This is a genomic window from Streptomyces sp. KR55, assembly GCF_052245645.1.
Taxonomy (GTDB): Bacteria; Actinomycetota; Actinomycetes; order Streptomycetales; family Streptomycetaceae; genus Streptomyces; species Streptomyces flavusporus.
In genome coordinates this window covers 1-11,038 of the sequence record NZ_JBQQCE010000334.1, presented here as the reverse complement: position 1 = coordinate 11,038, position 11,038 = coordinate 1, and the positions used below count along the sequence as shown (strand labels likewise).

Below are 11,038 nucleotides of genomic sequence, written 5' to 3'. Positions count from 1 at the left end.
CGGAACTTCCACTCGGCGCCGTTGCGGTACAGCTCGCCGAAGACCATGGCGGTCTCGGTGGCGGCGTCCTCGGAGAGGTCGTAGCGGGCGATCTCGGTGCCGCCGGCCTGGTTCACGACGCGGATGAAGGCGCCGCGGACCTGGCCGAAGCTCTGGCCGCGGTTGGCGGCGTCGTGGATGGAGACCGGGAAGACGATCCGGTCGACCTCGGCGGGCACGGCCGCGAGGTTCACCTTGACGACCTCGTCGTCGCCCTCGCCCTCACCGGTGAGGTTGTCGCCGGTGTGCTCGACCGAACCGTCCGGGCTGGTGAGGTTGTTGTAGAAGATGAAGTGCCGGTCGGACAGGACCTTGCCGGAGGCGTCGAGCAGCAGGGCGGATGCGTCGAGGTCGTAGTCGGTGCCGGTGGTGGTGCGTACGTCCCAGCCCAGTCCGACCAGGACGGCGGTCAGGCCCGGCGCTTCCTTGCTGAGCGAGACGTTGCCGCCCTTGGACAGGGAAACTCCCACTGCGTGCTCCTTCTCGATGGGTCAGGTCGGGCCCGGAGGGACCCGGGATTCAGAATCTACAGCACTGTAGAAAAAGAGAAAGGTTTGTATGGCCTCGCAGATCGGCCGTGTCGCGTCTGGCCGAAAAGCGGTGGGTGCGGTGAAGTGGGCCGGTCAGTCGCGGGAGTTGCCGAAGAGGAGGCGGTAGCCGATCAGCAGGACCAGTGCGCCCGCGATGGCCGATCCCCAGGTGGCGGCGTCGAAGAACTCCCGCTGTACCGGCCGGTCGAGGAACTGTGCCGAGAGCCAGCCGCCCAGGAAGGCCCCCGCGATGCCGATGAACGTCGTGCCGATGAGTCCGCCCGGGTCGCGTCCGGGCAGGATGGCCTTGGCGATGGCCCCGGCGAGAAGTCCCAGAACCAGCCATGCGATGACTCCCATGTCTGTCGTCTCTCCTTGTGTTGTGGCCGTTGGTACGGCGCGGAAGAATCTGTCCGGGCAGCCTAGCTTCTACAATCATGTAGATGCTGTGATGGGGGGGTGGCGGAGCGCCGGTCGCGGCGCGATGACCGACTGTGGGGCGTCTATACGATGGACCGCCCGTGAATTCGGGGTCGGCGGAAGGGAGACAGGGCGTGACGGATCAGCGGCAGCGTCCCCGGCGGCGGGGGCAAGGGGAGCTGGAGGTGCTCGTCCTGACGGCCCTGCGCGAGGCGGACGGCCCGGCCAGCGCGGGCTGGGTGCAGGAGAGGCTCGGCGGCGACCTCGCCTATACGACGGTGATCACGATCCTGACCCGGCTGCTGGCCAAGGGTGCAGTGACCCGCGAACGCACCGGCCGCTCCTTCGCCTGGACGCCGGCCTCCGACCAGGCGGGCCTGGCCGCGCACAAGATGCGCAAGGTACTCGACGCCGAAAGCGACCGGGAGGCGGTGCTGGCCAGCTTCGTCACCTCCCTGGAACCGGACGACGAGCGGCTGCTGCGCGAACTGCTGGGTCGGGCCAAGGACGAGAGGGAAGACTGAAGCCTCATGGGGGTGTTCGTCTTTCTGCCGCTGGTCCTGCCGCTCACGGCGTGGCCGATCGCGCGCCTGGCCGAGCAGCGACTGCATCCGCGGACCGCAACCCGGCTGCTGACCGGGCTGGCCGTCGTGATGGCGGTGTGCAGCACGGTCTGCCTGGGCCTGCTGATGGTGGTCGGCACCGCGCAACTGCCCGGGAACCCGCTGCCCGACGCCTGGTCGGACCCCGAGGTGCGCGAGGCCGTGCCGTACGACGAGGTCGCCGGAAAGCTGGCCATTCCGGCGTTGCTGGCGGTGTTACTGACGTGCGGCCGGTCCCTGTGGCGGCATGGGCGGATCCGCCGCCGCGCCCACCGGGCCCTGGCCGGGCTGCCGGGCACTCAGGTGGCGGTGCTGCCCGACGAGGTGCCCTACGCCTACGCCCTCCCCGGCGGGCGACGGGACCGGGTGGTCGTGACCACCGCCATGCTGTCGTGCCTCGAACCAGTTGAACGGCGCGCCCTGTTCGCCCACGAGCGCGCCCACCTGGCCGCCCGGCATCACCGGTTCCTGCTCGCCGTTCAGCTGGCCGCGCGCGCCAACCCGTTCCTGCGTCCGCTGCGCACGGCCGTGTCCTACACGACGGAACGCTGGGCGGACGAGGAGGCGGCGCAGACGGTCGGCAGTCGCAGGGCCGTGGCGTGCGCGATCGGCAAGGCTGCCCTGGTCTCCCGTGGCACGCCGGTACCCACGCTCGCGGGCTTCGCCGCGCCGGGCCCGGTGCCGCGCCGGGTCGCCGCCCTGCTCGGCCCCGCGCCGGCGCTGCGCAGCTGGCCCTCGGTCTTTACCTCGGTGGGGCTGGCCGCCTGGGGTGCGGCCGCCGGGACCGCGGTCTCCGCGCTGTCCTCCGCGAACTCCGCGGTGACGATGGTGCTCATCCTGCACGCTGCGACGCCCCTGTGAGGAGGCACCTCTGAGTGTGGAAGGGGGCGGTAGGTCAGACGCTGTCCACGAGTACGGCGATTCCGACGGCGAGCCCCAGGGCGGCCAGGATCGCCAGCACGCACACGAACAGCACCAGCCAGCCGGTCAGGATGCCTGTCAGCACGAGCCCGCGCCCCTCCCCGTCCAGTCGGCGTCCCCGGAAGCGGCCCACGTGCCCGGCGGGGATGGCGATCAGGGCGCACAGCAGGGCCAGGCCGACGAAGACGCCGGGGGTGATCCAGGCGATGCCGGTGGCGAAGTTCCCGAGGAACGCGACGCCGCCGAGGGCGCAGAACGCACTGACCCTGGCCGGCCGGTTCCGGCCCCCCGGCCCATGCCGAGGCTGTCCCGCCCCGCCCATCGGACGCGCGCTGTCGGTGCTGCTCACGTGTGCTCCCCCTCGATTTCCGTGCCTGCCGGCGTGCCCGGAGACGGGTGCTGCGGCGCTCGCGGTTCCGGGTGCGGTGAGGCGTACCCGCCTCCTGTCCGTATCTCTACATGGATGTAGAGTTCCGCCGTTCGGTGCGCACGGGCACCGAACGCTCATGAGCCAGGACAGGCCGGATGCGGCCGCGCGGGAGGAACGGGGTGCCGGTGGGCAGTACGGGACAACGGCGGCGCACTCCGGCCGGGAACAGGCCGACGCGGCTGACCCGGCGGGGCCGAATCCTCACGCGGGTCGCGGGCGGGATCGCGGTGCTCATCCTCGGCGTCGCCGGGGTCGGCGCCTGGATCTACCAGGACCTGGACGACAACATCAACGCCGCCGACCTCGACAACAAACTCGGCGAGGACCGCCCCGCCAACCTCAGCCCGGGCTCGAAGAACATCCTGGTCGTCGGCTCGGACAGCCGCGACGGGGCCAACGCGAAGTACGGCAAGGACCTGACCACCATGCAGTCGGACACCCTGATGGTGATGCACGTCCCGGCGAACCGGAAGTGGGCGACCGTGGTGTCCTTCCCCCGCGACTCGTGGGTGGAGATATCCGCGTGCGACAAGGGCGACGGCACCACGTCCGCCCCGCACCACGCCAAGATCAATGAGGCGTTCGCGATCGGCGGTACCAGCGGCAAGGTCGCCGAGGCCGCCGCCTGCACCATCAAGACGGTCGAGGCCAACACCGGGCTGCGCATCGACCACTTCATGTCCGTCGACTTCCAGGGCTTCAAGGGGATGGTCAACGCCTTGGACGGCATCGAGGTCTGCCCGAAGCAGGCCATCCACGACGAGAAGGCCCGCCTCGACCTGGAAGCCGGCTGCCAGACCGTCAAGGACGAGGAGGCGCTCGGCTACGTACGCGCCCGCTACAGCGTCGGCGACGGCTCTGACCTTGGACGCATCGGCCGCCAGCAGGAGTTCATGGAGGCCCTCGCTGAGAAGGCGCAGTCCAAGCTGACCAGCCCCAACGCGCTGTACGGCTTCCTGCAGTCCGCCACCAAGTCCCTCACCACGGACGAGGACCTGGCCGGCATCAAACCGCTGTACAGCCTCGCCTCCGAGGTGAAGGACATCCCGAGCGAGAAACTGACGTTCCTCACCGTCCCCAACTATCCGCGCGAGGCGGATGTGGCCACCGACAAGGCCAACGTCGTGTGGCAGTACCCGCAGGCCGCCGACCTGTTCACCTCCCTTGCCAAGGACAAGGAGGTCGACAAGAAGGAACTGCAAGCCGACGCCAAGGACGTGATCTACGCATCCAGCGTGCGCGTCCAGGTCCTCAACGGCACCGGCGTCACGGGGCGCGCCGCCGCCGTCGCCGAGAAGCTGCGCGAGGCCGGCTTCACCGTCGTCGGCACGGGAAACGTGCCGGAGACCACCCGCACCACCACGGCCACCTACCCGCAGGGCCTGGACAAGCAGGCGAAGGTGCTCACCTCTCGGCTGCCCGACATCCGGGCCACACAACAGACGGACGCCACCGCGGGCGTGGTGACCCTTGTGCTCGGAACCGACCTCGACCCTGACGACATCCGGTGATCCAGCTGGAAAGGGGCAGGTCCTCATTGCCCACGCGCGGTTCAGGCCGCTCTGCCGCGAACGCACCCCTCTGCGAGTGGTGACCCGTCCCGCGGCAGGTTCGTGACACTTCACCGGCGTTGGTACCTGGCCGCCATCGAGTGGAACACCCTCTTCGGCTCCCCGCGGGTTTCGCCGAGCATCCGGACCACGCCGTAGGAGCCGAGGTCCTGCTGACCGGGCCTGCTGTAACCGGCGAAGGTGAACCAGAGCGCGGTGTCGCTGCCTTCCTCCTCGAAGACATCCAGCAGGTCGGTGAAGTAGCGCACCTGCTCCTCCTCGTCCGGCACCGCGCCCTCCGGCACCTGCCAGGCCATGCCGCCGCGTTCGCCCGCGCCCTGGTAGGCGCAGGTTCCGTACTCGGTGACCGCGACGGGTTTGCCGTGCGCGAAGTGCCCGCGCAGTTCGTCCCGGAAGCTGTCGGCGTTGTAGGCGGCCCGGTAGGCGTCGATGCCGACGATGTCGAACGGGCGCCAGTCCACAAACTCCAAGGGAGCGGAGGCGCAGGTGACCCGCCCGGTGAAGTGCGTACGGACCGTCGTGGCGACCTGGGGGAGGAATGCGTTGAGGCGCTCTTGCACCGGGCCGAGGGAGGACCACCATTCCATGTCGGCGGCGGCCATGGCCCGCAGGCGGTCGCCATAGGTGTCGCCGGGGATGAAGCCCCCCCGCAGAAGGCGGTGATCCTGCAGCCGGCGACGAACACCACCTCGGCACCGGCCTGCCGTATGGCTTCGGCCCGGCGGGCGCAGTCGGCGAAGTAGGGGAGCAGTTGGTCGGGGGAAGTCCACGGGGAAGGGAGCGAACCAGACCTCCAGGCCGGCGTCCACCGCGTGCCGGGCGGCGATGCTCAGTCGTTCGGGCTCTCGGCCGGAGACGCGGACGGCATCGCAGTGGAACTCACCGGAGATGACCGCCATTTCCTGCCGGACCGTCTCGGGAGTGAAAGTCTTGCAGGAGAAGTCCTGCCCGGGCAGGAACCCGGTGTCGTAGCCGATGCCCCGTGCGCGCACGTCATGGTCCTTCCCGTGGCCGATACCCTGCTCCAGCCGGTCATTGGCGACCTCGGCGGCGGTTACAGATGACGCGCATCCGGGCGACCATTTCACCGGTTCATTACCGCCATCTGTCCGGCTCCGAACGCATCGGCGGTCTCGGAGTCTCGCTGACTGAGGCTTCCCCGAAGACGACGGCGTGCCGGGCTCCCGTCACACGGGCTACCCGGCAGGCGCGACGTAGGGCGATTAGAGGTCGAACTCGTGCGGCGGCAGGTCGAGAGTGAAGCAGGCTTCGCGGACGATCGCCTGCTCGGTCTTGTCGAAGTCGCCGTCGGCGCCGCCGATGACGATGCCGATCTGGATGACCGCGCGGGCCTCGGCGGGCTTCTTCTTCGCCTTGGCGATCTCCTGCAGGACGCTGACCTTGCCGAAGTCGAAGTCGGCGGTGAGCTTGTTCAGGTTGTCCTCGAAGCGCCGCTGGAGGTCCATGGCGTCGAAGTTCTGCAGTACCTCGTTGGTGGCGATCAGCTGGGCCACGCGGCGGCGCTCGGAGGGGTCGATGGTGCCGTCGGCGGCGGCGACGAGCGCGCACATCGCCATGCTCGCGTCGCGGAACGCGCCGCTCTTGAGGTCGTTCTTCTTCGCCATGAGCTGGGTCTGCATCGTCGATGCGGACTCCTTGAGGCGGTCCCAGAGGGCCATGAGAACTCCATACGGTCGAGGGCTGGACCGCTCCGACAGCGGCCCGGTGCTCCAGCAATATCTACAGCAACGTAGAAACTAGTGGCTCGGCGGATAAGTTCCAGTGATTTCCGGAAGGTTCGGTTGAAGTGGCGGGCCCGGAAGGTCCTGGGGGGCCTCATGTCCTGGGTCTGGTGTGAGGTCCGCCAGGCCATTCCCGCCCAGCCCAAGGATTTTGACCGCGCCGCGAGCCAGGGGCGGCTGAAGCCGGGGCGCCCCTGGCTGCTGCATGTCGGTGCCGAGTTGTTCTTCCGTGTCGTGCCGATGATCGTGATCGACAAGCTCGGCAAGAAGGCCGGTGAGCGGCTGTGGCTGAGGCAGGATCCAGGGTGGCAGGCGCGGACTTGCCCCGACGCGGAGCGCCCCGCCGCGGCCCCGACTCCGCGACCATCGCGAGGACGATCCGGCCAACGGCCTCCTCGGCGGCGGCTGGAACCGGACGGCGGGCTGACTGCTGCTGCGCTGGTACGGTCACTCGCCCCACCCCTAACGCCCGGTCATGCGGGTCTCGCGACCGCATCCGCGCGGTCTGCGCCCTCGCCGCGGCCGGCGACTTCTGGACCGTAGGGGAGTTCTCCCTCGACGAGACCCGTGTCGAAGGCGAAGCGGGCCGGCCGCGCGGGTTCGCCAGGATCCGCTTGGCCGACGGATCCTGGCCTCAGCTGGGCCGACTGGGCGAGCCGGGCGACGCCGATCAGTTTCTGCGCACGGTCAGCAGCTGTTCGGCCCCGTCGGCTCGCCCCGGGCCCGTCAGCCCTCTTCTTCCTCGTCGCCCTCGAAGAAGTCCCCGACCTCGTCGACGACTTCGGCCGCGACCATGCCGCCGACGACACCGACGGCGAGCCCGGCCGCGCCCGCGGCGATGGCGGTGCCCATGCCGGGTCCGGAACGATGGCCGTCGTGGTGGTGTTCGTCGTGTCCGTGTCCGTAGTGCCCGCCATGGCTGCCGGCGTACGAGCCGTAGGACGCCCGGTGCTCGACGAGCTGGCGGATCCAGCCGTCGACGATCGTGTTCCAGTCCTGGTGCCCGACCCCGTCGTGGGAGACTGTGAACCGGGTCACCGCGTCGTGGCCCTCGGAGAAGAACCCGCCGCGCTTGTCGGCCTCCAGGACCACTTCCATGCCGCCGGGGTTGGCGAGGAAGGTCAGCTCGATCTCGTTGACCTGGTGCGCGTACTGCGGCGACGGGGTGATCTCGATCTCCTGGTAGAAGGGCAGCTGCTGGCCGGTGCCGCCGATGCGGCCGTACTCCAGGTCGGCGGACTTGAAGCCGAAGCCGAGCTGGCCGAGCGCTTCGAGGATCGCCTCCTGGACGGGCAGCGGAGACACGGTCAGCTGATCGAGGTCGCCCTTGTCCTTCGCGCCGGCCACCGACAGCTCGGTGCGCACGCCGAGGACGATGCCCAGGCCCTGCCCGTACAGCTCGGTGATCGGGGTTTCCCACGGCAGCGTCACGGTGAACGGGACGCTCCGCACCTCGCCCGCCGCGAGCCGGAAGCCGCCGCCGACGGTGAACCGGTCGAAGGCGACGACACCTTCACTCTCACCCTCGTCGTGGTGCTCGGCCTCGACCCGCGCCACCAGCTCCAGGGTGATGTGCTCGATGTCGAAGTCGCTGTCCCCGCCCTTGAGGTGGACCTGACCGGACAGGCCGCCGCCGGGGAGAGCCGCGCCGGGGTCGAGGACCGTGTCGACCGTGGGGCCGCCCACGCCGAGCGATCCGAGCAGTCGTTTGAACACCATCGTGGCGTCCACTCCTTAACGTACGTGTGCTTCCTGAGGGCGGTGCCGTGTGCCCGTGCGGGCACGTGGCACCACAACTGTGCGAGAGGCGGGCTACTTGACCACTTCGAGGGCGGCCAGTGCCTGAGCCCAGCGGACGTACTTCAGATCGGCCAGTGCGCCCACCGGTGCGGCCAGGATCTCGGGCAGGCTCTTGTCCGCCCATGCCTTGTCGAGCACCTTGTCCAGGTCGATCGAAGTCATGCGTCCTTATCCGTAGTGCGAGCAGGTGAGAGGTGTGCGCCTCCAGGGAACAACCGGTAGAAGCGACACGGTCTCTCTACAGACACGTAGAAGCATAGGGCTGCCGGGACCGGTCGACGTCGTGTCCTGGCAGCCGTGGCGGGAAAGTCCGAAAAGAGTCGCCGAGTGAGGTCGGCCGGGGACTTGACCTCAATGCTTTGCCGGTCTTTTACGATGACGGGGAGGGGCGTGTCCCGGCCCTGTCGACCACTGAGGGTCTGCCTGACCCTCCAGGCCCAGAAGGAGCGACGTTCCCGCAATGGGTGAGCCTCCCAGTACCAGCCGTGCCCTACCCCGTCCGCAGCCCGCGCTGCCTGTGCGTGAGGGATCGGGGGTGGCACGGTGACCGAGGTCCTGCTGCTCCTGCTGGCCTTCCTGCTCACACTGGCCTGTGCCCTGTTCGTCGCCGCCGAGTTCTCCCTGACCACCGTTGAGCGCGGTGAGCTGGAGCGGGCCGCCGCGGCGGGCGAGCGCGGTGCCGAGGGCGCGCTGAAGGCCGTACGCCGCCTGACCGTCCAGCTGTCCGGCGCCCAGCTCGGCATCACTGTCACGTCCCTGGTGATCGGCATGCTCGCCGAGCCGTCCCTCGCGGCGCTCCTCGAAGGCCCGCTGCAGGCGGTCGGCCTGGGTGGTGCGGCCTCGTCGGTGGCGACCGTGCTGGGCGTGGCCGTCTCCACCGTCGTGCTGATGGTGGTGGGTGAGCTCGTGCCGAAGAACTGGGCGATCTCCCGGCCGCTGGCCGTCGCCAAGGCGGTCGCCGGACCGCAGCGCGGATTCACGGCAGCGTTCGGGCCGTTCATCCGGCACCTGAACAGCACCGCGAACCGGTTCGTACGCCGCTTCGGTCTGGAGCCCGCCGAGGAGTTGGCCTCCGCGCGCAGCGCCGAGGAACTCATCGCGCTCGCCCAGCACTCGGCGGCCGAGGGCGCCCTGGAGGCGGACTCCGCCGAGCTGTTCGTCCGCACCCTGCATCTGAGCGAGCTGACGGCCGAGAACGTGATGACGCCGCGGGTCGACGTGCGGGCGCTGGAGGCGCACGCCACGGCGGCCGACGCGGCGAACCTGACCCACGCCACCGGCCTGTCCCGCTTCCCGGTCTATCGCGACAGCCTGGACGAGGTCATCGGCACCGTCCACATCCGCGACGTGCTCGCCCTGGAGCCGGAGAAGCGGCAGCTCACCCCGGTCACCGAGTTGGCCACACCGCCGTTGCTGGTACCCGACAGTCTGACCGCCGACCGGCTGCTGGAGCGGCTGCGCGAAACGCGCACCATGGCAGTCGTCATCGACGAGTACGGCGGCACGGCGGGCGTGGCGACGATGGAGGACATCGTCGAGGAGGTCGTCGGCGAGGTCCGCGACGAGCACGACCCCGTCGAGACCCCCGACCTGCTGCCCGCCCCGGCGACCCAGGACGGCCGCGCGGTGTGGGAGGCGGACGGCTCCGTCCGCATCGACGAGCTTGCCGGGATAGGGCTGACGGCGCCGGAGGGGCCGTACGGAACAGTGGCCGGCCTGGTCGCCACACGCCTGGCGCGCATTCCGGCCAAGGGGGACGAGCTCGACCTGGACGGCTGGCGGCTTCATGTCCTCGACGTCGAGCACCACCGCGCCGACCGCGTCCGCATCACCGAACCGGCCCGGGTGCCGGTCCGGACGGGGGAGGAGTCCCGATGACCACCCTGCAACTCGTCATCGGCGCCCTGACCCTGCTGACCAACGCCTTCTTCGTCGGTGCCGAATTCGCCCTGATCTCCGTGCGTCGCAGCCAGATCGAGCCGCGCGCGAAGGAGGGCAACAAGCGGGCCCGGATGACGCTGTGGGCCCTGGAACACCTCTCGGCGATGATGGCCACCGCCCAGCTCGGCATCACCGTCTCCTCGCTGGTGCTCGGCGCGGTCGCCGAGCCGGCCATCGCGCACCTGCTGGAGCCCGCGTTCGAGGCGGCTCACATCCCGCACGGCCTCGTGCACCCGATCGCCTTCGTCATCGCACTCAGCCTGGCGACCTACCTGCACATGCTGATCGGCGAGATGGTCCCGAAGAACATCGCGCTCGCCGCGCCGGTCCCCACGGCGCTGCTGCTCGGCCCGCCCTTGGTCGCCCTCACCCGGGCGCTCAAGCCGGTGATCTTCGGTATCAACGCCTTCGCCAACGCCCTGCTGAAGCTGCTCCGTGTGGAGCCGAAGGACGAGGTGGAGGCGGTGTTCACCGACGACCAGCTCGCGCGCATGGTCATCGACTCCAGCGAGGCCGGCCTTCTCTCACCCACCGACGGAGAACGGTTGCGCGACGCCCTGGAGCTGGGCACCCGCCCGGTGGGTGAGATCCTCGTCCCGGCCCAGAGGATGCGCACCGTCGGACACACCATCACCCCGGCCGAGCTGGAACGGACGGCCGCCGAGGCGGGCTACTCCCGCTTCCCTGTCACCGGCCCGGACAACGCCCTGCTGGGCTACCTGCACATCAAGGACACCCTCGGCATCACCGACCGCGACCGGCCGTTCCCGCGCAGCGCGCTGCATCCGGTCACCCGGGTCCGCATAGACACCCCGCTGGACGACACCCTCACCGCGCTGCGTGCTGATGGCAGCCACCTGGCCGCGGTGACCGGTGAGACGGGTGCGGTGCTCGGCTTCGTGACCATGGAGGACGTCCTGTCCGAGCTGGTCGGCCCGGCACGGGCCGCCGCCTGACCGCCGGGCCGCCTCGTGCGCGCCCCCGCACGAGGCGGCCCGGTATGGCCTGCCATTGCTCGGTGGGTTGTACGGAAGTGAACTGC

General features: G+C 69.9%; 12 protein-coding genes. 5 read left to right on the top strand and 7 right to left on the bottom strand.

What is annotated here, in order from left to right; translation table 11 throughout:
- Together ACTWQJ_RS36165 and ACTWQJ_RS36160 are read right to left on the bottom strand one after the other, a co-directional pair.
- On the bottom strand, positions 1–509 hold a 509-nt coding region (locus tag ACTWQJ_RS36165; protein ID WP_443310689.1), incomplete at its 3' end, for a TerD family protein.
- A 153-nt stretch (positions 510–662) separates the two neighbouring features.
- Positions 663–929: a GlsB/YeaQ/YmgE family stress response membrane protein gene (locus ACTWQJ_RS36160; protein WP_443310688.1), complete on the bottom strand. Its 267-nt coding sequence runs from the start codon at positions 927–929 to the stop codon at positions 663–665.
- A 194-nt stretch (positions 930–1,123) separates the two neighbouring features.
- Between ACTWQJ_RS36160 and ACTWQJ_RS36155 the strand changes: the two genes are divergently transcribed.
- On the top strand, positions 1,124–1,513 hold the full coding sequence (locus ACTWQJ_RS36155; RefSeq protein WP_443310687.1) for a BlaI/MecI/CopY family transcriptional regulator: 390 nt from the start codon (positions 1,124–1,126) through the stop codon (positions 1,511–1,513).
- Positions 1,514–1,519: 6 nt separating this feature from the next.
- Entirely contained in the window at positions 1,520–2,452 is a 933-nt protein-coding gene (locus ACTWQJ_RS36150; RefSeq protein ID WP_443310686.1) for a M56 family metallopeptidase, read from the top strand.
- 34 nt (positions 2,453–2,486) lie between these two features.
- Here the strand turns inward: ACTWQJ_RS36150 and ACTWQJ_RS36145 are convergent, their stop codons facing one another.
- The gene (locus ACTWQJ_RS36145; RefSeq protein ID WP_443310685.1) at positions 2,487–2,861 is read right to left on the bottom strand and encodes a DUF4190 domain-containing protein; all 375 of its coding nucleotides are present in this window, start codon (positions 2,859–2,861) and stop codon (positions 2,487–2,489) included.
- 206 nt (positions 2,862–3,067) lie between these two features.
- On the opposite strand from ACTWQJ_RS36145, the gene ACTWQJ_RS36140 reads away from it, so the two are divergent.
- Positions 3,068–4,453: an LCP family protein gene (locus ACTWQJ_RS36140; RefSeq protein ID WP_443310684.1), complete on the top strand. Its 1,386-nt coding sequence runs from the start codon at positions 3,068–3,070 to the stop codon at positions 4,451–4,453.
- A 110-nt stretch (positions 4,454–4,563) separates the two neighbouring features.
- Here ACTWQJ_RS36140 and ACTWQJ_RS36135 read toward each other — a convergent pair whose 3' ends face one another.
- From ACTWQJ_RS36135 to ACTWQJ_RS36120, 4 genes are all read right to left on the bottom strand, one after another.
- Positions 4,564–5,505 (bottom strand): hypothetical protein, encoded by a 942-nt coding sequence (locus tag ACTWQJ_RS36135; RefSeq protein ID WP_443310683.1) that lies wholly within the window; start codon positions 5,503–5,505, stop codon positions 4,564–4,566.
- Positions 5,506–5,736: 231 nt separating this feature from the next.
- Positions 5,737–6,192: a tellurite resistance TerB family protein gene (locus tag ACTWQJ_RS36130; RefSeq protein WP_443310682.1), complete on the bottom strand. Its 456-nt coding sequence runs from the start codon at positions 6,190–6,192 to the stop codon at positions 5,737–5,739.
- A 789-nt stretch (positions 6,193–6,981) separates the two neighbouring features.
- The gene (locus ACTWQJ_RS36125; protein ID WP_443310681.1) at positions 6,982–7,974 is read right to left on the bottom strand and encodes a sporulation protein; all 993 of its coding nucleotides are present in this window, start codon (positions 7,972–7,974) and stop codon (positions 6,982–6,984) included.
- 93 nt (positions 7,975–8,067) lie between these two features.
- Positions 8,068–8,217 carry a hypothetical protein gene (locus ACTWQJ_RS36120; protein ID WP_443310680.1) on the bottom strand — a complete coding sequence of 50 codons (150 nt, stop codon included), beginning with the start codon at positions 8,215–8,217 and terminating at the stop codon, positions 8,068–8,070.
- A 381-nt stretch (positions 8,218–8,598) separates the two neighbouring features.
- Here ACTWQJ_RS36120 and ACTWQJ_RS36115 point away from each other — a divergent pair, with 381 nt between their 5' ends.
- Both ACTWQJ_RS36115 and ACTWQJ_RS36110 read left to right on the top strand, forming a co-directional pair.
- On the top strand, positions 8,599–9,933 hold the full coding sequence (locus ACTWQJ_RS36115; protein ID WP_443310679.1) for a hemolysin family protein: 1,335 nt from the start codon (positions 8,599–8,601) through the stop codon (positions 9,931–9,933).
- On the top strand, positions 9,930–10,952 hold the full coding sequence (locus ACTWQJ_RS36110; RefSeq protein ID WP_443310678.1) for a hemolysin family protein: 1,023 nt from the start codon (positions 9,930–9,932) through the stop codon (positions 10,950–10,952). The genes ACTWQJ_RS36115 and ACTWQJ_RS36110 overlap by 4 nt, the downstream gene beginning before the upstream one ends.
- Positions 10,953–11,038 lie beyond the last annotated feature (86 nt).

Coding starts and splice junctions, on each gene's coding strand:
- ACTWQJ_RS36160 (WP_443310688.1), bottom strand. CDS start 929: ATGGGAGTCATCGCATGGCTGGTTCTGGGACTTCTCGCCGGGGCCATC.
- ACTWQJ_RS36150 (WP_443310686.1), top strand. CDS start 1,520: ATGGGGGTGTTCGTCTTTCTGCCGCTGGTCCTGCCGCTCACGGCGTGG.
- ACTWQJ_RS36130 (WP_443310682.1), bottom strand. CDS start 6,192: ATGGCCCTCTGGGACCGCCTCAAGGAGTCCGCATCGACGATGCAGACC.
- ACTWQJ_RS36125 (WP_443310681.1), bottom strand. CDS start 7,974: ATGGTGTTCAAACGACTGCTCGGATCGCTCGGCGTGGGCGGCCCCACG.
- ACTWQJ_RS36120 (WP_443310680.1), bottom strand. CDS start 8,217: ATGACTTCGATCGACCTGGACAAGGTGCTCGACAAGGCATGGGCGGAC.
- ACTWQJ_RS36110 (WP_443310678.1), top strand. CDS start 9,930: ATGACCACCCTGCAACTCGTCATCGGCGCCCTGACCCTGCTGACCAAC.